Source organism: Lentzea sp. CC55 (assembly GCF_021056325.1).
In the GTDB taxonomy this organism is placed as follows: Bacteria; Actinomycetota; Actinomycetes; order Mycobacteriales; family Pseudonocardiaceae; genus Lentzea; species Lentzea jiangxiensis.
In genome coordinates this window covers 108,787-130,492 of the sequence record NZ_JAJCXE010000013.1, presented here as the reverse complement: position 1 = coordinate 130,492, position 21,706 = coordinate 108,787, and the positions used below count along the sequence as shown (strand labels likewise).

17 protein-coding genes are annotated in these 21,706 nt (G+C 70.6%); 13 read left to right on the top strand and 4 right to left on the bottom strand.

Annotated features, from left to right (window positions below; genetic code table 11):
• Nucleotides 1-18: 18 nt before the first annotated feature.
• Nucleotides 19-903: a prolipoprotein diacylglyceryl transferase gene (gene lgt, locus L6E10_RS08575; protein ID WP_236218515.1), complete on the top strand. Its 885-nt coding sequence runs from the start codon at nt 19-21 to the stop codon at nt 901-903.
• Nucleotides 904-1,092: 189 nt separating this feature from the next.
• Here the strand turns inward: lgt and L6E10_RS08570 are convergent, their stop codons facing one another.
• Nucleotides 1,093-1,875, bottom strand: a complete 783-nt coding sequence (locus L6E10_RS08570; RefSeq protein WP_236218841.1) for a crotonase/enoyl-CoA hydratase family protein — start codon at nt 1,873-1,875, stop codon at nt 1,093-1,095.
• 55 nt (nt 1,876-1,930) lie between these two features.
• Between L6E10_RS08570 and L6E10_RS08565 the strand changes: the two genes are divergently transcribed.
• The 8 genes from L6E10_RS08565 to L6E10_RS08530 all read left to right on the top strand — a co-directional run bounded on the left by L6E10_RS08565 (nt 1,931) and on the right by L6E10_RS08530 (nt 11,703).
• A complete protein-coding gene (locus L6E10_RS08565) occupies nt 1,931-2,530 on the top strand; it encodes a sulfite oxidase-like oxidoreductase (RefSeq protein ID WP_236218513.1) in 600 nt (199 codons plus the stop codon).
• Nucleotides 2,500-3,240: a ferredoxin reductase gene (locus L6E10_RS08560; protein WP_236218511.1), complete on the top strand. Its 741-nt coding sequence runs from the start codon at nt 2,500-2,502 to the stop codon at nt 3,238-3,240. The genes L6E10_RS08565 and L6E10_RS08560 overlap by 31 nt, the downstream gene beginning before the upstream one ends.
• A 13-nt stretch (nt 3,241-3,253) precedes the next feature.
• Nucleotides 3,254-3,529: a DUF6510 family protein gene (locus L6E10_RS08555; RefSeq protein WP_236218509.1), complete on the top strand. Its 276-nt coding sequence runs from the start codon at nt 3,254-3,256 to the stop codon at nt 3,527-3,529.
• Entirely contained in the window at nt 3,526-4,176 is a 651-nt protein-coding gene (locus L6E10_RS08550) for an HAD-IA family hydrolase (protein ID WP_236218507.1), read from the top strand. Before L6E10_RS08555 ends, L6E10_RS08550 begins: the two co-directional genes overlap by 4 nt.
• A gap of 234 nt (nt 4,177-4,410) precedes the next feature.
• Nucleotides 4,411-7,503 (top strand): PA14 domain-containing protein, encoded by a 3,093-nt coding sequence (locus L6E10_RS08545; RefSeq protein ID WP_236218505.1) that lies wholly within the window; start codon nt 4,411-4,413, stop codon nt 7,501-7,503.
• Between the two features lie 38 nt (nt 7,504-7,541).
• On the top strand, nt 7,542-8,555 hold the full coding sequence (locus L6E10_RS08540; protein WP_236218503.1) for a LacI family DNA-binding transcriptional regulator: 1,014 nt from the start codon (nt 7,542-7,544) through the stop codon (nt 8,553-8,555).
• A 93-nt stretch (nt 8,556-8,648) separates the two neighbouring features.
• Entirely contained in the window at nt 8,649-10,844 is a 2,196-nt protein-coding gene (locus L6E10_RS08535; protein WP_236218501.1) for a discoidin domain-containing protein, read from the top strand.
• A gap of 307 nt (nt 10,845-11,151) precedes the next feature.
• Nucleotides 11,152-11,703: a malectin domain-containing carbohydrate-binding protein gene (locus tag L6E10_RS08530; RefSeq protein WP_236218499.1), complete on the top strand. Its 552-nt coding sequence runs from the start codon at nt 11,152-11,154 to the stop codon at nt 11,701-11,703.
• Between the two features lie 78 nt (nt 11,704-11,781).
• Here L6E10_RS08530 and L6E10_RS08525 read toward each other — a convergent pair whose 3' ends face one another.
• Entirely contained in the window at nt 11,782-12,690 is a 909-nt protein-coding gene (locus tag L6E10_RS08525; protein ID WP_236218497.1) for a DUF1996 domain-containing protein, read from the bottom strand.
• A 181-nt stretch (nt 12,691-12,871) separates the two neighbouring features.
• On the opposite strand from L6E10_RS08525, the gene L6E10_RS08520 reads away from it, so the two are divergent.
• The 4 genes from L6E10_RS08520 (at nt 12,872) to L6E10_RS08505 (ending at nt 18,613) form a co-directional block, all read left to right on the top strand.
• A complete protein-coding gene (locus tag L6E10_RS08520; protein WP_236218495.1) occupies nt 12,872-14,977 on the top strand; it encodes a discoidin domain-containing protein in 2,106 nt (701 codons plus the stop codon).
• 95 nt (nt 14,978-15,072) lie between these two features.
• On the top strand, nt 15,073-16,434 hold the full coding sequence (locus tag L6E10_RS08515; protein WP_236218493.1) for an oxygenase MpaB family protein: 1,362 nt from the start codon (nt 15,073-15,075) through the stop codon (nt 16,432-16,434).
• Nucleotides 16,435-17,152: 718 nt separating this feature from the next.
• Nucleotides 17,153-17,752 (top strand): hypothetical protein, encoded by a 600-nt coding sequence (locus L6E10_RS08510; RefSeq protein WP_236218490.1) that lies wholly within the window; start codon nt 17,153-17,155, stop codon nt 17,750-17,752.
• 78 nt (nt 17,753-17,830) lie between these two features.
• Nucleotides 17,831-18,613: a carbon-nitrogen hydrolase family protein gene (locus L6E10_RS08505; protein ID WP_240010287.1), complete on the top strand. Its 783-nt coding sequence runs from the start codon at nt 17,831-17,833 to the stop codon at nt 18,611-18,613.
• Between the two features lie 50 nt (nt 18,614-18,663).
• On the opposite strand, the gene L6E10_RS08500 is transcribed toward L6E10_RS08505, so the two are convergent.
• Nucleotides 18,664-20,331 (bottom strand): NAD(P)/FAD-dependent oxidoreductase, encoded by a 1,668-nt coding sequence (locus L6E10_RS08500; RefSeq protein WP_236218486.1) that lies wholly within the window; start codon nt 20,329-20,331, stop codon nt 18,664-18,666.
• Nucleotides 20,332-20,428: 97 nt separating this feature from the next.
• Nucleotides 20,429-21,325, bottom strand: a complete 897-nt coding sequence (locus tag L6E10_RS08495) for an ACP S-malonyltransferase (RefSeq protein ID WP_236218484.1) — start codon at nt 21,323-21,325, stop codon at nt 20,429-20,431.
• Between the last annotated feature and the right edge of the window lie 381 nt (nt 21,326-21,706).

Genomic DNA, 21,706 nt, shown 5'->3' with positions numbered 1-21,706 from the left:
CTTCACCAGCCTGGCGCGATGCTGCTCGCGGCCATCCCGAGTCCGACCCAGGGCGTCTGGCACCTCGGTCCCGTGCCGATCCGCGCCTACGCGTTCTGCATCATCGCGGGCGTCCTCGTCGCCGCCTGGCTGACCGAACGCCGCTACGTCCGGCGCGGCGGCAGGCCCGGGGTCGTCGGTCAGATCGCGACGTGGGGCGTCCCGCTCGGCATCGTCGGCGCCCGGCTCTACCACGTGGCGACGACGTGGCAGCCCTACTTCGGCCCCGGCGGCGATCCCGTGAAAGCCCTCCACATCTGGGAAGGCGGCATGGGCGTGTGGGGCGCGATCGCCCTCGGCGCGCTCGGGGCGTGGATCGGTGCGAAGCGCGCGGGCGTGGCGCTGCCTCCGCTGGCGGACGCCGCCGCGCCGGGAATCGCGCTGGCCCAGGGCATCGGCCGGCTCGGCAACTGGTTCAACAACGAGGTCTACGGCGCCCCGACGGACCTGCCGTGGGCGTTGACGATCCACGAGTGGGACCTGCGGGCCGGCCGCGCGGTCGTCGGCGCGGACGGTCAGCCGGTGGTGCTGGGGACGTTCCACCCGGCGTTCCTGTACGAGCTGCTGTGGACCTTCGGCGTGGCCGCCGCGGTGATCTGGGCGGACCGCCGGTTCCGGCTCGGGCACGGCCGCGCGTTCGGCCTGTACGTGGTGCTCTACACCCTGGGCAGGCTGTGGATCGAGGCGCTGCGGATCGACGCGGCGAACACGGTTCTGGGCCTGCGCCTCAACATCTGGACGTCACTGCTGCTGGGCCTGGGCGCCGCCGCGCTGACGCTGTGGTCGGCACGGCGGCACCCCGGTCGCGAGGACCTCGGGTCCGGGTCGGCGCCTCGGGTCGGCGAACGCGGAGTTCAGGCATGATCGACTGGGTGAGCGGCTACTACGCCGCTGCTGGTCGCCGGGAGGCGGGCATCGGCAAGACGCGCCCGGCGGCGGCCGCGACGGACATGGCCGCCGAGCACGACGTCCCGGTCGTGCGCGGCCACGCCGTCGACGACCCCGGCAGGCCACCGCTGTGGCCGTGGCGCCGGATCGCCCGCAACCCCGACCTCACCGTGCGCCGCCTTCGCCGGCGCCGTGACGACCGGCGCCGCCCGCGAACCGGGCGGCGCCGGCCACCCCCTCCCGCGCCACGACCGGCACCCCGGCCGCCCCTTCGGCCCGCAACGCCTCCGCCAGCGGCAGGTCGAGCCCGGCGTAGGTCGAGGCCCGGTCGGTGAGCACGCACTCGAAGGGGAACGCGGCGATCCGCGCGGCGAGCTCCAGCGCCGCGGGCAGCGCCTGGCCGGGCTCGACCACGCGGTTGGCCAGCCCGATCGCCAACGCCTCGTCGGCGTGCACCGGCCGTCCGGTCAGGATCAGGTCCAACGCGCGACCCAGCCCGACGATCCTCGGCAGCCGCACGGTGCCGCCGTCGATCAGCGGCACGCCCCACCGCCGGCAGAACACCCCGAACACCGCGTCGCTCTCCACCACCCGCAGGTCGGCGAGCAGCGCGAGCTCCAGCCCGCCCGCGACCGCGTAGCCGCTGACGGCGGCGATCAGGGGCTTGCCCAGCAGCAACCGCGTCGGCCCCATCGGGCCCGCACCGCCACCGGACGGGTCGAGCTCGTTGCGCCGCGCCGGATCACCGACCGAGCTCAGGTCCGCGCCCGCGCAGAACGTGCCGCCCTCGCCGGTGAGGACCGCGACCCGTTGCGAGGGATCGGCTTCGAACGCGAGGAACGCGTCCCGCAGCTCGGCCGCCATCGGACCGTCGACCGCGTTGCGCCGGTCCGGGCGGTTCATCCGGATCACCGTGGTGGTCCCGGTCGTCTCGACCCGCACGTCCATGTGACCTCCGAGATCATCGGTGGCGCCCGGCGCCCCGTTGTCGTCTACTGGCACGATGCCAATCGTCTCTCCCGGTTTCGCCGGGCGACGCCGGTCACCGGACGCGCAGCTCCCGCCCGGCCAGTACCTGGCGGAGGACTTCCCGGTCCTCACCGCGGGACCGACGCCCCGCGTCACGACCGACCGGTGGCAGTTCACCGTCAGCACGGAGGCCGGTCAGCGCCACGACTGGTCGTGGCAGCAGCTCGTCGAGCTGCCGGCGGAGAAGATCACGACCGACATCCACTGCGTCACCAAGTGGTCCAAGCTCGGCACCCGTTGGAAGGGCGTCTCGCTGGACGTGCTGCTGGAGGACGTGGAGACGGCTGCCGACTTCGCGCTCGTGCAGTCCTACGGCGGCTACACGACGAACCTGCCGCTGGAGGACCTGCTCGACGGGCAGGCGTGGATCGCCTACCGCTACGACGACGAGGAGCTCACGCCCGAGCACGGCGGCCCGGCGCGGCTGCTGGTGCCGCACCTGTACTTCTGGAAGTCGGCGAAGTGGGTTCGCGGGATCCGGTTGCTGCTCGAGGACGAACCCGGCTTCTGGGAAAGCGCGGGCTACCACGACTACGGAGACCCATGGCGCGAGCAGCGGTACCAGGGCGACTGACCTGGCGGGTGGCCCGGCTGGCCGAGGCCACCGACCTGACGAAGAGCGCGCGCAGCCTGGTGTTCGACGTGCCCGGCTGGCCCGGCCACCTGCCGGGCCAGCACGTCGACGTCCGGCTCACCGCCGAGGACGGCTACTCGGTGCAGCGCAGCTACTCGATCTCCTCCGCGCCGGACGGGGAGCGCATCGAGCTGAGCGTGCAACGGGTCGCGGACGGCGAGGTGTCGCCGTACCTGTGCGACGTGCTGCCCGTCGGCGCCGAGGTCGAGCTGCGCGGCCCGGTCGGCGGCTGGTTCGTGTGGCGCGCGACCGGTCAGTCACCCGTCACGCTCGTGGCGGGCGGCTCGGGCATCGCGCCGCTGATGGCGATGGTCCGCACGCGTGCGGCCGAGGGCAGTCGCGTGCCGTTCCGGCTGATCTACTCGGTGCGCACGCCCGAGGACGTGTTCTACGCCGACGAACTGCGCCGCCGCGCCCGTGAGGACGCCGGTCTGGACGTGCGGGTCGTGTACACCCGGCAGGCCCCGGAGGGTTCTCCGGAGCCGCCGGGCCGGCTGGGTGTGGCCACCCTCAACACGCACGGATGGCCCGCCGAGTTCACCCCCGACGTCTTCGTGTGCGGACCCACCGGGTTCGTCGAGACGGTGTCCGACGTCCTCGTGGCATTGGGGCACGACCCGCGCCGCGTCCGCACCGAACGCTTCGGCTGACAGGAGAGCACCGATGAGCGACGACCACGCCGCTGGCCACGTCGACGGCAACGCGCTGGCGGGAGACCTGCGGGAGATCTTCGCGGTGGACCTGACGGCGGCGACCGGGCAGTGCTCGGGCTGCGGCTACAAGGGGTCGGTGGCGACCCTGCGCGTCTACCGCGACGCCCCGGGCGCCGTCGCGCGCTGCCCGCACTGCGAGGAGGTCGTGCTGCGGCTCGTCCGCGGCCGCGACCGCGCGTGGCTCGACCTGCGCGGCACCGTGAGCCTGGAGATCCCGCTGCCGTGACGACCACGCTGACCTGCCGGGCCGTCCTGTTCGACATGGACGGCGTGCTCACCGACTCCACGGTCGCCGCCGAACGGGCGTGGACGCGGTGGGCGCACGAGTACGGCGTCGACCCGGCCGAGGTCCTGCGCGGCCTGCACGGCCGCCGCGCCACGGACACCGTCCGCCTGCACGTACCCGCCTCCGCGCACGCCGACGCACTGCGGCGGATCAACGACATCGAGACCGCCGACGCCGGCTCGACCACCGCGATCCCCGGAGCCCGCGAGCTGGTGGACTCGCTGCCGGGCAACTGGGCGCTGGTCACCTCCGCCCCGCCCGCACTGCTGGCGGTCCGGCTGGCCGCCGTCGGGATCCCGTTGCCGCCGGTGGTGGTCAACGGCGACGACGTCACGCGCGGCAAACCGGACCCGGAGGGCTACCTGACCGCGGCGCGCAAGCTCGGCGTGCCGATCGGGGAGTGCCTGGTCTTCGAGGACAGCGGCAACGGGATCGCGGCGGGCCTCGCCGCCGGGGCGGCCACCGTCGTCGGGGTCGGTGAGGACGCGCTGCGGACGCCGGCGCCGGTGGTGGTGCGGGATCTGCGTTCGGTCCGGTGGGCCGGTGACGGGGTCGAGGTGTCGGGGGAGCTCCGCCGGCCTTCGTGAGCGACCGCCGACCGCGCCACGGCGTCGGGGACCTCCGCGGCCCCTCCCGAACCACACGCCCGCCGAGATCTGGACCACGTCCAGACCCCGGCGCCGAACAGCGCGGTTTCCCGGAAACCTGTCCGGTTTGACATGCCTGTTGCCTCCGAACGGCCGTAGCCCGACTGTTGAATCGTGTGCGTTGATGTGTGGGAGCGCTCTTACAACGTTGTAAAACGAAGGGGATCTTCGCTGATGAAGAAAGCCGCCCCCGTACTCGTCGCTCTGCTGCTGGCGTTGGGCATAGCGCCCGGGACGTCACCCGCGAGCGCCGCCGAGCCCGTGCACGGCCTGAAGGGCGAGTACTTCAGCATGTCGGCACCGGGCGCGCGGGACTTCGCGACGCTGGGTGGCACCGTGCTGGACGCCGACGTCAACCACGGCGACCTGACCGGTGTCTTCGGGTTCCTGAACGGCCGCACCGAACACACGACCGCCCGCTGGACCGGGCAGATCGCGGTGCCGCAGTCCGGTGACTACACCTTCCACGCCATCGGGGACAACGGGTTCCGGCTGCTGATCGACGACCAGCCGGTGATCGACCACTGGGTCGGCGACTGGGACCGCGAGCAGACCAGCGCACCGGTGGCGCTCACCGCCGGGCGCCAGTACGCGTTCAAGCTGGAGATGTTCCAGGACACCGGCGGCGCCAACATGTTCCTGCGCTGGTCGAGCGCGACCACCGCCAAGCAGCTCGTGCCCACGACCGCGTTCACGCCGCCCCCGGACTTCCAGGTCGTGCCGCGCACGGCCGAGGTCTCCCGGGACGGGCGCACGCTCACCGCGGACTTCGGCGGTCGTGTCACCGGCACGCAGGACCTGGAGGACCACCTGCGGATCGAGGTCGACGCCACCCCGTTCCCGATCTCGCTCATCACCACGAGCCGCAACCGGGCGACGATCCGGCTGGGCGAGCGGGTCCTGAAGGGCCAGCGGGTCCGGATCTACTACGACGGTGCCGGAGCGCTCGCGGTCGACGGCCGGAAGGTCGCCAAGACCGCCCGCACGACCGGGAACGTCTCCACCGAACGGCTCCGGACGCCGTGGGGTGAGGACTTCGACGCGCGCAACCCGCTGCCGGAGTACCCGCGCCCGCAGCTCGAACGCGACAAGTGGCTGAACCTCAACGGTCTGTGGGAGTTCGCGGCCGCCAAGGCGGGCGAGCAGCCGGTGTTCGGCAAGAAGCTGCGCGAGAAGGTCGTGGTGCCGTATCCGATCGAGTCGCAGCTCTCCGGGCTGGAGCGGCACGAGGACCACATGTTCTACCGCCGCACCGTGTCCGTCCCGCACGACTGGCGGATCGGCGGCGGCCAGCGGCTGAAGCTCCACTTCGGCGCGGTCGACTACCACGCCAAGGTGTGGGTCAACGGCAAGCTCGTCGCGGAGCACACCGGCGGCTACACGGCGTTCAGCGCCGACATCACCGACGCCCTCAAGCGCGGTGAGCAGGAGATCGTCGTCGCGGTCACCGACACCACCGGGCCGCACCAGCCCAAGGGCAAGCAGTCGCCGAACCCCAGCGGCATCTTCTACACGCCGTCGTCGGGCATTTGGCAGACGGTGTGGATGGAACCGGTGGCGGAGCAGGGGATCGACGACCTCAAGACGACGCCGGACCTCGCCACCGGCTCGCTCACGGTCACCGTCCGGTCCGCCGGGAACGCCACCGTCACGGCCGTCGCCAGGGACGTCGCGGGCCGGCAGGTCGGCACCGTCACCGGACCGGCGAACACGGCCCTCAGCCTGCCCGTGCCGAACGCGCACCTGTGGACGCCGGACGACCCGTACCTCTACAAGATCGACGTCACGCTCGGCCGGGACAGGGTCAAGAGCTACTTCGGCATGCGGTCCACCGGCGTCGCCAACGTCGGCGGCACGCCGAAGCTCACGCTCAACGGCAAGCCGATCTTCCACCTGATGCAGCTCGACCAGGGCTTCTACCCGGACGGCCTGAACACCGCGCCGAGCGACGAGGCGCTGGTCTTCGACCTCAAGGCGCAGAAGGACCTCGGCTTCAACTCCGTCCGCAAGCACATCAAGGCCGAGCCCGCCCGCTGGTACTACCACGCCGACCGGCTGGGACTCATGGTGTGGCAGGACTTCGTGTCCCTCGAGGACGGCAGCGACCCCGCCGCCCAGCAGGCCTTCGTCAAGGAGGGCCGCGAGCTGATGGACCAGCTGCACAACTACCCGTCCATCTACTCGTGGATCGTGTTCAACGAGGGCTGGGGCGAGTGGGACCGCACCGCCACCGGCCAGATCGCCGACCAGGTGAAGGCGGCCGACCCGAGCCGGGTCGTCAACGCGCACAGCGGGGTGAACTGCTGCGCCTCCAAGGGTGACAGCGGCCGGGGCGACGTCATCGACCACCACGACTACAACAACACCGACCCGGCCCGGCCGGACGGCAAGCGCGTTGTGGTGGACGGCGAGCACGGCGGCTTCACGCTGCGCACGCCGGGGCACCAGTGGCCCGGCGCCCCGATCGCCATCTACAGCGGCGTGGCGGACAAGGCGGCGCTGACGGCGAAGTACGTCGACAACACCCGCACGTTCTACCTCGGCCAGGCCCGCGCGGAGATGTCCGCGTCGGTCTACACCCAGGTCACCGACCTCGAAGGCGAGCTCAACGGGCTCTGGACCTACGACCGCAAGCGCATCAAGGTCGACCCCGGTCCCGTGCGCGAGATCAACCGGCGGGTGATCCAGGCCGGTGCCGACGCCGGCAAGCCCTACCCGTACGCGGGCAGCGGCGAGTGGAAGCTCGACGAGACCAGGGGCACCACGGCCGAGGACTCGACGGGCAAGAACCCGCTGACCCTCAGCCCGACCGGCGCCACGTGGAAGGACGGCGCGCTCGAACTCCGCAACGGCTCGGCGGAGACCTACGGTCCGGTCGTCGACACGACCAAGGACTACACCGTGTCCGCGAAGGTGCGGCTGGACGAGCTGCCCGGCAACTACGCCACCGCGGTGAGCCAGGACGGCCGTCAGGCGGAGAACCCCTTCTACCTGCAGTACGGCCAGGGCGCCTTCGCGTTCAGCACGCCGGGCGGCAACCGCGCCCGGTTCGAGACCACGCCGGAGATCGGCCGCTGGTACGAGCTCAAGGGCGAGCGGAAGGGGAGCGAGATCCGGCTCTACGTGGACGGCGCGCTCGTCGCCACCGCGACCGCCGGACCGGCTGTCGAGAGCACGGGCGCTTTCGCGGTGGGACGAGCCAAGTACAACGGCCAGAACGTCGACTTCTGGCGAGGTGCCGTGAAGGACGTGCGCGTCACCTCCTGATCACGGGAGAACGCTCTCCGGCGTGGTACAACCGTGGCATGAGCAAGGTTGCGCCCACGCTGGAGGACGTCGCGCGAGTCGCGGGAGTGTCTCGCGCGACGGTCTCCCGTGTCGTCAACGGCACGCGGAACGTCGACCCCGGCATCCAGGAGACGGTGCGCAACGCGATCGAGCAGACCGGGTACACGCCCAACCGCGCGGCCCGGTCTCTCGTCACCCGGCGCACGGGCACCGTCGCCCTGGTGATCTCCGGTGCCGGCGGGGGATCGGACGTGTTCACCGACCCGTTCTTCGGGCGCGTGACGGCGGGCGTGGTCGACTTCCTGCGCGGCCACAGCGTCCACCCCGTGCTCATGCTCGCCGACTCCGACCCGGCGCGCACCGAGGTCGTCGAGTTCCTCAGACAGGGCAGCGCCGACGGCGCGCTGCTGGTCTCCACCCACCCCGCCGACCCGCTGCCCGCCCGGCTCCTGGACGCGGGCGTCCCCTCGGTGCTCTACGCGCGGCCCGGCCGGCCGATGCCGGTCAGCTACGTCGACATGGACCACCGCGCGGGCGGCCGGATGGCCGCCGACCACCTCGTGGCCGCGGGGCGGTACAACGTCACCACCATCTCCGGCCCGCTCGACGTCCTGGCGAGCCAGGACAGGCACGCCGGGTTCCGCGACGCCATGGCCCGCCACGGGTTCCCGTACGTGCCGAGCGCGGAAGGCGGGTTCACGTTCGAGAGCGGCGCCACCGCCATGCAGCGGCTGCTGACCGAGTGCCCCGACCTCGACGCCGTGTTCGCCGCCAACGACCTGATGGCGCAGGCGGCCGTGGACGTGCTGCAGGCGCACGGGTTGCGCATCCCCGGCGACGTCGCCGTGATCGGGTTCGACGACAGCGCTCCCGCCCTGGCCTGCCGGCCTCAGCTCACCACCATCCGGCAGCCGGTCGAGCGGATGGCGGCGGAGATGGCCGCCCTGCTGCTGGCGGACCTGGAAAAACCGGGACGACGACCGAGATCCGTCATCTTCGAACCGGAACTCGTCGTACGGGCCTCCGCATGATTGACCTGGCCGGCACCCGGCGTTAACGTCCCTTGGGAGAGCGCTCTCACGCCCCTGTCCAAGGCTTTCAGCCCCTCCCCGTCAGGCAGGACCATGGGCTCGACCCTGTCCAGGGCCGCCGCGTTCGCCGCTGCCGCTCTGTGTTCGGTGACCTCAGTCAGTGTTGCGTCGCAGGCCGGTGCGGCCGCCTGCGGCACCGGCAACGTCGCTCTCCACCGCCCGGCCACCGCGTCCTCCACCGAGAACGGCGGTACACCGGCGTCGGCCGCCGTCGACGGCAACGCGGGCACCCGCTGGTCGTCGCAGTTCTCGGACCCGCAGTGGCTCCAGGTCGACCTCGGCTCCACCCAGCAGGTCTGCCGCGTCTCCCTGAGCTGGGAGGGCGCGTACGGCAAGGCCTTCCAGATCCAGGTGTCGGACACGGCCGCCGCGAACTCGTGGCGTGACGTCTACTCGACCACGACGAGCACGGGCGGCACCCAGTCGCTCGACGTCACCGGGTCCGGCCGGTACGTGCGGGTGCTGGGCACCCAGCGCGCCACCGGCTGGGGCTACTCGTTGTGGGAGCTGGGGGTCTTCGCCACCACGCCCGACACGCCGGCCGTGACGCCGACCGACCCGCGCAACCCCGACTTCGGGCCGAACGTGTTCGTCTACGGACCGGGCTCGTCGCAGTCGGAGATGCAGTCGCGGCTCGACTCCATCGCCGCGCAGATGAAGACCAACCAGTTCGGGCCGCAGCGCTACGCCGTGCTGTTCAAGCCCGGCACCTACAACGCCGACGTGAACCTGCGGTTCTACACGCAGATCGCCGGTCTCGGGCTGATGCCCGACGACGTGAACATCAACGGTCACATCCGGGTCGAGGCCGACTGGCTGCAGCAGGGCGACGACCCGAACAACCTCGGCAACGCGACGCAGAACTTCTGGCGCGGCACCGAGAACCTCTCTGTCACCCTGCCCGCCAACCAGATCGAGCGCTGGGCGGTCTCGCAGGCCACCGCGTACCGGCGGATGCACCTGCGCGGCCAGGCGCACCTGTGGAACGGCTACGACGGCTGGGCCAGCGGTGGTCTGATCGTGGACAGCAAGATCGACGGCGTCGTGGTCTCCGGTTCGCAGCAGCAGTTCCTGACCCGCAACAGCAACCTGGCGGGCGGCTGGTCGGGCTCGGTGTGGAACATGGTGTTCGCCGGCACCCAGGGCGCACCCGCGAACCACTTCCCGAACCCGTCGCACACCACCGTCGACACCTCGCCGGTGACGCGCGAGAAGCCGTACCTGTACCTCGACGGCTCGGGGGAGTACCGGGTCTTCCTGCCCGCGCTGCGCCAGAACTCGCGCGGCACGAGCTGGGAGAACGGCAACCCCGGCTCGTCGGTGTCGCTCGCGGACTTCTTCATCGTCAAGCCCGGCACCCCCGCGGCGACGATCAACGCGGCGCTGCAGCAGGGCAAGCACCTGCTGCTCACGCCGGGCGTCCACCAGCTCGACGACACCATCCGGGTCACGCGCCCGAACACCGTCGTCCTGGGCCTCGGTCTCGCGACGCTGACGCCGACCACGGGCAGGGCCGCGCTGACGACGTCCGATGTGGACGGTGTCAGGCTGGCCGGGTTCCTCGTCGACGCGGGCGTGCAGAACTCCCCGGTGCTGCTGGAGATCGGTGACTCCGGGGCGAACTCCCACGCGGCCAACCCGACCTCGCTGCACGACGTGTACCTGCGCGTCGGCGGGTCGCAGGCCGGGAAGGCGACGGTCAGCATGCGCGTCAACAGCCGCGACACGCTGATCGACCACACCTGGGTGTGGCGGGCGGATCACGGCGAGGGCGTCGGCTGGACCGCGAACCCCGGCCAGAACGGCGTGGTCGTCAACGGCGACAACGTCACCGCGTACGGGTTGTTCGTCGAGCACTACCAGCAGCACAACCTGGTCTGGAACGGCAACGGCGGCCGCGTCTACCTGTACCAGAACGAGCTGCCGTACGACCCGCCGAACCAGGCCGCGTGGATGAACGGGTCCCAGCGGGGCTGGGCCGGCTACAAGGTCGCCGACTCCGTGACGACGCACCAGGCGTTCGGCGTCGGCGTGTACTGCTTCAACCAGGCGAACCCGAGCGTGGTCACGGACAACGCGTTCGAGGCGCCGAACCGGCCCGGTGTGCGGTTCACGCACCTCGTGGCGGTGTCGCTGGGTGGCGTGGGCACCATCGCCAACGTCATCAACGGCACGGGCGGTCAGGCGGACCTGGCGAACCAGGTCCGGTACGTCGTGAACTACCCGTGAGCCTGATCTGAGAGCACCCGCTCTCCGACGGGCATCGGACACGCGGCGCACAGGGGCGGGCAGCGACCCGCGCCTGTGCGCCGTCCTCGGCTTCGTCGGGAGCTGCGACTTCACGGGCGGCACCGATGCGGCACTGACCGTTGCCACGTCTGGGGTTCCGGCGCGGAGAACGGTCGTTTGACAGCGTCCGAGGTGGTTCATAGCATTGAGGATCAGGCCTGCGAGAGCGCTCTCACCGACTGCTGCACGACATCGGCAGCGACGCCGAGCCTTCCGTTGAACTCGAACAAGGTGGTGCTCTTCACGCATGCGCAACTTCATCCGGATGGTCGCGGCGACCGCCGCGGCGGCCGCTCTGCTGCTCGGCACGGCGCAGGTCTCGCTGGCGGCCGACCCCGTCGTGGTGGACGCCGGCGGTCCCGGTGACATCGGCGTCGGTGGTCTCACGGACACCAAGCCAGCGGACAAGCGGTCGAACGTGGTCTTCAGTCGCACCGTCCGGAACCGGATCGACAGCTCGCTCTGGAACACCTCGCGGTACCTGGAGTCGTCCTACGAGCTCACCGGCCTGACCGCGGGCGCGTCGTACGAGCTGCGGCTGTACTTCCTCGACTGGTACTTCACCCGTCCCGGCCAGCGGATCTTCGACGTCGACGTGAACGGCCGGCGCGTGCTGAGCGACTTCGACATCGTCGGGACCGCCGTCGCCGCGGGAGCGGACGCCCCTCTGACCGCCTTCGGCGTGGAGGAGGACTTCGCCGTCACGGCCGACGCGGACGGCAAGGTCCGCGTCGACCTCGTGCGCGGTGCGGTGAACCAGCCGCAGATCAACGCGATCGTGCTGGTGCCCGCCGCGTAGTGGTCCATCCCCGGCCCGGAGCATCCCAGGACGCAGAGCATCCCAGGACGCGGACACGCGCCCTGGGATGTTCGTCCTCTACCGCGGCAACCGGTAGTCCGGTCCGAGCGCGGCTCCCCGGTGGGGCTTGTACAGGTCGTACCCGCGGGGGTCGCACTGCAGGCCGCCGTTGATGCAATGGCGGACCAGCGCGGCCTGCGTGGGCGCGTCCCAGGCGTTCATGAAGTCGTAGTGCCAGGTGTAGCCGCGGCCGCTGGAGAGCCGGACGCGCGACATGTCACCGGACACCGGGAACGCCATCTTGAACTCGATCATCGGCACCGCGACCGGGTGCGACGGCGGGCAGGCCAGCGTCGCGCGGTCGGGGTAGGCCATGTGGGACCTGTGGTCCGCGGAGTCGAGGTCGCGGCCGTTCCAGCAGCTCGGCGCCTGGTAGCGGACGTTGAGCTGGCTGCCGGGCGTGCAGTGGGCGGGAATGTCCCAGTTGTGGAAGCTGTCGCCGCACTCCCAGCCCTCGACAGCGCCCGGTGCCGTGCGGAACTCCTCCTGCGACGCCGAGGGACTGCCGACCACGAACCGGATGCCCGGCGGGAACGGCACGACGTCCTGGTACCTCAGGATGCCGGACTTGTAGTAGATGACCTGCGGGAAGTTCGGCGGCACCACCTGGTCGCCGTTGAGGACCGACGGGAACCAGTACGCGGACCTGTCGTCCGGCGTCCGGCAGTTGGTCTGCCCCGCCTTGAGCGAGTCGTTGGTGCTGCGGGCGTTGGTGGAGCTGTTGCCGAGGAACGTGTGGAGGTGCGACGCGCCCGGCAGTCCCGGGAAGACGATCGGGTCGTCCGGGAGGTGCGTCGTGACCGAGCAGTTCGCCTGGAACTCGTGGTGCGTGACGAGGTCGTCGGCCTGCGCCGACCGCGTCGCCACCACGACGACCGCTGCCACCAGGGCAGCCGACATCGCCATCGCGCTGAGTTTTCTGGACACCTGTGTCCTCCTGCCGACGTGGGGAACCGGCTTGGAGAGCGCTCTCCGAAACAGCGTCCCGCCAGGCCGCGCGAGGTGTCAAGACCGGTTCTTTGACACCGCCCGCGTCTGGTCGTACCGTTCGTCGGCAGGGTTGTGAGAGCGCTCTCCTCCTACATCCCTACCTGTGGCAGGAGGCGCGATGGCTCGCGTCCGCTCCATCGGCACGGTGCTCGCCGTGCTGCTCGGCCTGGCGGTGGCCCCGGCGCAGGCCGCGCCCGTTCCGCTCTCGCAAGGCAAACCCGCGGTGGCGTCGTCCACCGAGAACGGCGGAACCCCCGCCTCGGCGGCGGTCGACGGTGACGGCGGCACGCGCTGGTCCAGCGCGTGGAGCGACCCGCAGTGGCTGCGCGTCGACCTCGGCGCCTCCTCGTCGCTGACGCGCGTGGAGCTCGACTGGGAGTCCGCGTACGCCACGGCGTTCGAGATCCAGGTCTCCGCGAACGGCGACACGTGGCAGACCATCCGCTCCGTGACCGGTGCGGCCGGCGGCCGGCAGGGCTACGACGTCACCGGCACCGGCCGGTACGTCCGCGTGCACACCACCCAGCGGGCCGGCGGTTACGGCGTCTCGCTCTGGGAGTTCCGCGTCCACGGCACGCAAGGCCCGGTTCCGGGCAGCGGCGTGCACGTCACCGGCTCGCAGGGCGACTGGCGGCTCGTGGTCGACGGCCGGCCGTGGACGGTGAAGGGCCTGACCTGGGGGCCACCCGCGGCCGACGCCGCCCGGTACATGCCGGAGCTGACGTCGATGGGCGTCAACACCCTGCGCACCTGGGGCACGGACGCCTCCACCCGCCCGCTGCTCGACGCCGCCGCGGCCCACGGGCTGCGCGTCGTCAACGGCTTCTGGCTGCAACCCGGCGGCGGTCCCGGCTCGGGTGGCTGCGTCGACTACGTCACCGGCACCGCTTACAAGAACGACGTGCTCGGCCAGATCCGCCACTGGGTCACGACCTACCGGGACCACCCCGGCGTGCTCATGTGGAACGTCGGCAACGAGTCCCTCCTCGGCCTGCAGAACTGCTACTCCGGCACCCAGCTCGAGAACCAGCGCGTCGCCTATGCCCGATTCCTCAACGAGGCCGCGCGGGCGATCCACGCCATCGACGCCCACCACCCCGTGACGAGCACGGACGCGTGGACCGGGGCGTGGGCGTACCTGAAAGCGCACACCCCGGACCTGGACCTGTACTCGGTCAACTCCTACGGCAACGTCTGCCAGGTGCGCCAGGACTGGATCTCCGGCGGCCACACCAAGCCGTACCTCCTCACCGAGGCGGGTCCGGCGGGGGAGTGGGAGGTGCCGAACGACGCCAACGGCGTTCCGGCGGAGCCGACCGACGTGCAGAAGCGCGACGGCTACACGCAGGCGTGGAACTGCATCACCGGCCACACCGGGGTCTCCCTGGGCGGCACGCTCTTCCACTACGGCACCGAGCACGACTTCGGCGCGGTCTGGTTCAACCTGACGCCCGCGGGCAAGAAGCGGCTCTCGTTCTACGCGGTGCAACGGGCGTTCGGCGGCGCCACCCCGGCCAACACGCCGCCGGTGATCTCGTCGATGACGGTGCCCCGGACCGTCGCCGCGGGCGCCCCGCTGACCATCGACGTCGCCGCCTCCGACCCGGACGGGGACCCGCTCTCCTGGTCGGCCGCGTTCAACAGCAGGTACATCGACGACAGCGGCGGTCTCGCCGGAACTCCCGTGCGGGTCGGCGGGAACCGGCTCACCGTCACGGCTCCCGACCGCCTGGGCGTGTGGAAGGTCTACGTCCTGGCCGAGGACGGCCGCGGCAACATCGGCATCGAGACCCGGTCGGTGCGGGTCGTCGCGCCGCAGCCGGCCGGCGTGGACGTGGCGCGGGGCAGGCCCGTGACCGCCTCGTCGCACCAGCAGACCGGCGACGGCGCCCCCTACCCGCCGTCCAACGCCGTGGACGGCGACGCCGCCTCCCGCTGGGCCACCGACTGGTCCGACCCGCAGTGGATCAGGGTCGACCTCGGCGCCGTCACCACCTTCCAGCACGTGCACCTGGTGTGGGAGGGCGCTTTCGGCCGCGCCTACGAGATCCAGGTGTCCGACGACGGCACCGGCTGGCGCTCCGTGAGCGGAACGACGTCGGGCGACGGTGGTGTGGACTCGATCGACGTGACGGCGACCGGCCGGTACGTCCGCCTGCACGCCACGCAGCGCGGAACCGGGTGGGGCTACTCGTTGTACGAGTTCGGGATCTACCGGCGGTGATCCTCTGCTTCAAGCGGGTGGAGTCCGCCACCTCATGAGGTGAATCGCGAGCAAGATCGTTCTCCGGGCCCGGCGCCACGACTAGCTTCGGCGCAATGACTGTCGAAGTGGCGCTGGGACCGGGGTCGAGCACGTGGGAACGTCTCGGGCAGTGGCGGTTCCTGCTGGTGATGCACCGCGCGCTGGTTCTCCAGTCAGCGCATCCGGCTGTCGGCGCGGCCGTCGCCGAGTTCTCCGTCTACAACGCCCGGCCGTGGCGGAGGTTGTTCCGCACCATCGAAAGCCTGCACACCTACGTCTACGGCAGTGCCTCCGAACAACGCCGTGAGCTCGCCCGCCTCGAACGTCTCCACCGCCGCATGCAGGGCCAGGACGGGTACGGCAGGGCGTTCGACGCGGGGGACACGAGGGCCAGGGCGTGGGTGCACCTGACCCTGTTCGAGGCCGTGCTGACCATGCAGCGGCTCGGCGGAGACCCGTTGCCGGCGGAGGAGACCGCTCGCTTCTACGACGAGTGGCGCCGGGTCGGCCGGCAGTTCGGCCTGCACGAGGAAGACCTGCCCGCGACGCCGGAGGAGTTCCGGACCTACTTCGACCGCGTGGTGGCCGAGGTCCTGGAGGACAACGCGACCGTCAGGGACCTGTTGTCCGGCAGCGTCTACCGCGTGCCACCACCGCCCGGGCTGCCGATCCCGGAACTCCTCTGGGCCCCGGTGCGCTTCGCGCTGGTCACGGCCGCCGTGCAGGCCACCGCCGCCACGCTGCCGCCGGTGTACCGCGAACGGCTGCGGCTGCCGTCGGTCCCCGGCGCGGACCTGGTGGTGCACGGCCTGCACCTGGCCGTGCGGATGGTCACCGACCTGCTGCCCAAGCCGTGGCGCTACCAGCCGATCGCCGCCGCGTCGATCAGGGCCGCCGGGGTGCGCCGGGCCGAGGTCGTCCCCGAGTCGTTCTTCGAGACCGTGCTCGACCAGAGCGGCGACGGCGTGCTGCGGTGGAGCGACCTGCTCGCGATGGCCCGGGAGATCAGCACCCACCTCGATCTGGACGAGAAGGACGAGGACGCGGTCCACGACGCCTTCCACTCGTGGTGGGAACAGCTGGCCACGGTCACCGGCACGCCCGTGGACGGCTCGGTGACCGCCGCCGCGTACAACGCGGCCCTGGCCGACGGCACCTACCCCGGCCCGCCCGACCGCGAACGGGGCTGCGGTGCCGTGGCGGCGACGGTCCGCCGCTTGATCGACCGCGACGGCAACGGCGAGGTGCGGCAGGACGAGTACACCCGCCTGCTCGACCGCAGCCCGCGCCGTCACGAACTGATCGCCGCCATGCGCGAACTCGACCACGACGGTGACGGCACCATCCACGGCGACGAGCTGGAACAGGCGCTGCGCGAGTTCCTGGTGGGGGAGCGCGACTTCGAGGCCGCCCGCCACCTGCTCGGCCGGATCTGACGGGTCGACCGAGAACGTCGGCTGGGTGATTCACGCTCAGCGGGCGTTTCGCCGCACCGCCCCACGCTCCCGTACAACCGGTATGACGACGTGGGGCGGCATCGCGACGTACCCGGCTGACCGCGGATTCGCCCGGCAACGTTCTGGGGTGAGCCACGAGCGGGTCGTCGGTCCTTCCCCGCCGCAGGCGTGCGGCGGGGAACGAGCGTCGGGCGCGTCGATGGCGGATGGATAGTCGGCTGATGGCCGCGCGGGGTCGAATGGTGTGATCGGGGTTACACCGCACTGCGACAACTGAGGGTGAGGCCGACGAACCGCCGCGGAATCGCGGCTCCGGCTCCTCGCGTAGCCGTTCCTCTTCCGCAGATGCCGGGTGGCTCCGACCTGTGAGACCGGGAACTGTCGAGAGGAGGGTGCCATGGACGGATATGAGATTCTCGCCGACGAGGACGGGCACGTTCGCGGCTACGACTAAAGACAACTCGCCCGAGCCGCGACGGTGTTTCTGCGAAGACCTCCTCGTGGCTCGGGCCGAGTTCCGCGACGGGGAGCGCACTCGGGAGGAGTGCCTGGCGGGGCGGTGTGCGAGGGGATCGCCGTGGGTGGGGCGGCGAGTGATTTGCTCCCGGTGCCCGCGAAAAGCGTCCAGGCGCCTGGGGCGAACAGCAGAAGAATGGAACGATAGAAAAAGAATAGATCGCGATGTCAAGATCGAGGAATGGTGGACATTCTCGGTCATGCCCGCGACAACCTGATCCTCGCACTCATCATCGGATGCGAGATCGCGTTCTGGGTCTTCCTGCTCGCCGGACTCGTCGTGCGCTATCCGATGCGGAGCCCCCGGCTCGGCGCCGCGCTGCTGCTCTGCACGCCGCTCGTGGACGTGGTGCTGCTGGTCGTCACGGTGTTCGACCTGCGCTCGGGCGGCGAGGCGACGTGGGCGCACGCGGCGGCCGCCATCTACCTCGGGCTCACCCTCGGGTTCGGCCACGGCATCATGCGGTGGGCCGACCAGCGCTTCCACCACCGCTTCGCCGGCGGCCCGCCTCCCGTCGCCCCGCCGAAGTACGGCCGGGCCAAGGTGCGGTACGAGTGGAAGCAGTTCGGCCGGTTCGTGGTCGCGTGGCTCATCTCGGTCGTCATCATGGCGGCGTTGGTCTTCTTCGTGAGCACGCCCGCGCAGACCGAGGTGATGTGGAAGGTCGCCATGCCGATCATGACGGGCACGGGTGCGGCCTGGTTCGTCTTCGGTCCGCTCCTGACCACGATTCGCCCGCCGCGTCCGCGCAGCGGCTTCCACAAGACGCACATCGGCTGATCATCGACCTTGACCGCGCCACCGCCCTCCGCCGTCACCGCGCCGGACGCGGTGGTGCGGCGCAGGAGGACATCCGTGATGAGAATCGCCTGTTGGCAGGCTTCCACGCACCCTTCGGACGTGGCCGGTGCTCTCGCCCGTCTGCGGGCGCGTGCGGGGGAGGCCGCGGCGGCCGGCGCGCGGTTGCTGGTCACACCGGAGATGTCGCTGTCGGGCTACAACATCGGCAGCCGGGCGGTGCGCGAGCTCGCCGAGCCGGAGGACGGGCCGATGTGCGGCGAAGTCGCGCGCATCGCCGCCGAGACCGGGATCGCGATCGTGCACGGCTGGCCGGAACTGGCCGGAGAGCGCGTCCACAACTCCGTGCGCCTGGTCGGTGCCGACGGAACGCATCTGGCCACCTACCGCAAGACGCACCTGTTCGGCGACATCGACCGGTCGAGCTTCAGCGCGGGTGGAACAGGCGTCGTCCAGGCCGTCCTCGACGGACTGACCGTCGGCCTGGTCATCTGCTACGACGTCGAGTTCCCGGAACTGGTTCGCGCGCATGCGTTGCGCGGCACCGAACTCCTGGTGGTGCCTACCGCTCTGATGACCCCGTGGCACTTCGTCGCCGAGACGGTGGTGCCGGCTCGCGCCTTCGAGAGCCAGTTGTTCGTCGCGTACACCAACTGGACCGGACGGGAACACGACCTGGAGTACTGCGGCCTCACCAGGGTCGTGGGACCGGACGGCCGGGTCGCCGCGATCGACGCCGGGACCCGGGACGGGCTGCTGGTGTCCGAAGTGGACGTCTCGCTGATCGCCGAGGCCCGCGCCGGGACCACCTACCTCGCCGACCGGCGTCCCGAGCTGTACTGAGACCTGTCCCAGGTCCTGGCCGGACCCGCGGCCACGACCTGGGACGTGTCTCAGATGACGACCGGTGCCAGCTCGTCGAAGAGGTCACCGGGTCCGGGGTTGTCGGGGTGGGACGCGCCACCGAGGTGGTGCACCACGCCCCAGACCGCGTTCAAGGCCGTTTCCACGGCGTTCTCCGCGAAACCCCCGAGCCAGGAGATGTCGTCGCCCGCCATGAGGAACCCCCGGTGCTTCTCGTCCAACCCGTCCTGCATGAAGTGGGTGAACAGGGCGCGCTGGTACCGGTACTGCCCCGGGAGGCTGGACTTGAACGCGCCCATGAAGTTCGGCTCGGTCTCCCAGGTGACCGCGACCGGCGGCGCGATGATGTGCGAGCGGATGTCGACGTCCGGGTAGATCTGGGCGAGCGACGCCAGCACCACGTCCAGCCTCTCCTCGGCGGTGAGGGTGGCGACCTTCAGGGAGTCGTCGTTCCACGTGTACGACAGGCACATCACGCCGGGCTGGTCCGGGCCGTCGTCGAAGAGGTAGACGCCCCGCGGCAGCCGGTCCGTCAGCGTCATCCCCATGACGTCCCGGCCGGTCTCGTCGCGGTCGCGCCAAAACGGGCGGTCGGTCAGCACGAAGAGCTTCGACGAGCCCATGTAGTGCGTTCGTTCCAATGCGGTCCACAGGTCGGACGGCAGCAGCTCGGGGTCGCACTTGATCCGCGACAGCAGGTTCCAGCTCTGGGCGGTGAAGACGGCCACCGGGTACTCGTGCACGCTGCCGGACACGTCCTCGACCACGTACCCGGTTCCGCCGGCGGCACGGCCGATGCCGATCACGCCGGGCCTCGGAGTCCCGTCGTGCAGCCGGGCGAGCGAGGTGCCCGCGGGCCAGTGCACGAGGTCGTCCGGCTCGTGGTGCCACAGTCCCGTCGGGATCTGCTGGCTGCCACCGACGATCCGGTACTGCTTGTCGCCGACCTCGGTGTAGACGACGCGCAGGACGTCGAGCACGGAGTTGGTGAAGTCGGTGTCCCAGCCGCCGCACCCGAAGCCCACCTGGCCGAAGATCTCCCGCTGCTCGAACGACGAGAAAGCCGCTGTGGAGGACAGGAAACCGTAGAACGACTGGTTCTCCAACTCCCGGACCGTGCGGTTCCACAAGGCCTTGATGACGGAGAAGTCGCGGCGCTCCATCGCGCCCATCATCACCGGCAGGTCCGCCTTCTCGTACAGCGCCTTGGACCACGCGTCGGAGACCTGCTGGAAGGCGAGGGGCAGGTCCTCGGGGCCGCGCGCCCAGTGGGTCTGCCCCCGCAGGTTGATGACCGTGCTGGGAGTGGCCTCGGCCAGCGGATTGGGGAACGGCACGGCTTTCAGGCCCAACTTGTTCACGTAGTGGAACAACGTGGCCGACGGCGAGAAGCGCATCGCCCCCAGTTCCGCCCTCGGCTCCGGGTGGCCCTCGAACCCCACGGTGCGCATCCGCCCACCGAGCTGTTCGATCTCGTAGACCACCGGGCGCAGACCCAGCTTCATGAGCTCGTAGGCGGTCACCACGCCCGAGATCCCTCCGCCGATGACGGCGATCTCGGTGCCGTGGCGATCCGGTGGCACCGCACCCAGTCCCGCCGGGTGGCTCAGCCATTCGTCGTAGACGAAGGGGAAGTCGGGGGACAAACCTGTGGTTGGTGCCGGCTCGTCGTCTGTGACAATCGACGTGAATCCCATTGTGCGACCTCGATGATTCGTCGGGTTTCAGCGGTTCGACGGAATTGCGGATCGGTGGGTGAATGCGCTGGACGGCGCAACGCGCGCGTACGAGGGCTTATTGGGAAGGCCGACGGGGCTTCAAAGCGTCCTTCGGGCTGGCCGTCACCACTTCGAAGTTCTTCTTCAGCAGGTCCAGGCGGTGGATCAGGTAGTCCGGACCCGCCACGCAGATCCTCGTCGTCCCCTCGTCCACCAGCCGGTCGTGGATGTGCCCCCACTGCACCGGGTTCACGGTGGCCGCGTCGAGCATCGCGCCGACTTCGGCTGCTCCGCTCACGAGCGAACCGTCCTGGTCCGAGATGATCGGCACCGCCGGCGAGGCGAAGGAGAAATTCCGCAGAACTTCTTCTCGCAATCGGGCGCGCAACGGCGCCAACACCCGGGCGTGCGCCGCGGGCCGCATCGTCGTCAGGCAGTAGCCGCCGCGATCGCTGATCTTCGCCTTGAACCCCGCGAGGTGTTCCTCGTGCATCGTGACGAGGTGCACGGTGTCGTCGAAGTACCCGGAGATCTCGTGCCACTCGCCGTCCTGCGCCATGGTGGCGAGGACGTCGGCGAGCCGGTCCGAGGGCGTGCGCACGACCAGCTGGCTGACCAGGTCCCGGTGCTCTTCCCGGAAGTAGTCCAGCTCGCACCGCGCCAGCTCGGCGGTGAGCCGGACGACCTCGGCGAACGGCATGGCCCCCGAGTAGGCGACCGCGGCGCGCTCGCCGAAGCTCGAGCCGACGCACAGGTCCGGGCGCAGGCCCAGGGACTTCTCCATCCAGTCGGCCAGCGCGACGGAGTTGACCAGGAAGGCGATCTGCTGCGCGGCGCTGTACTCGTCGGGACCGGAGCGCAGCGCTTCGAGCAGCGAGTACCCGAGCGCGGCATCCGCCTCCGCCAGTCTCCGCCTGGCGAACGGGCTGACGGTCATGAACCTGCCGACATCGGCGAACCTCGACGGACCCATTCCCGGAAAGACAACTGCTGCACGGCTCACGGCGACGCCTCCAGATGCATGTGATCCACCTCGTCTCAGCCTGTGCCGCACGGGCGGGAAGCTGCTTTCAGCGGCCGAGGAGAAATAAGGCTGGATCCTATGAAGTGGCAGGCGTGCCGATCGATGTCGCGATTCCGCGCATCGGTCATCGACAGGTAATCGCGGTGATCGCTGCCGATCCATTCTGCGCCGCAGTGGCCGGTTCAGGTGGACGAGGAGTTCTCTCCCGGTGGTCGCCTGGTGGAATGCGCACATCCCCCGGATTCCCCGTCCTGTGATTACGTTACGCCAGTTCTGCGTCCCGATGTGTTTTGGCGGGATCGGCCGGCGCTGTCGTTCGCCACCACTGAC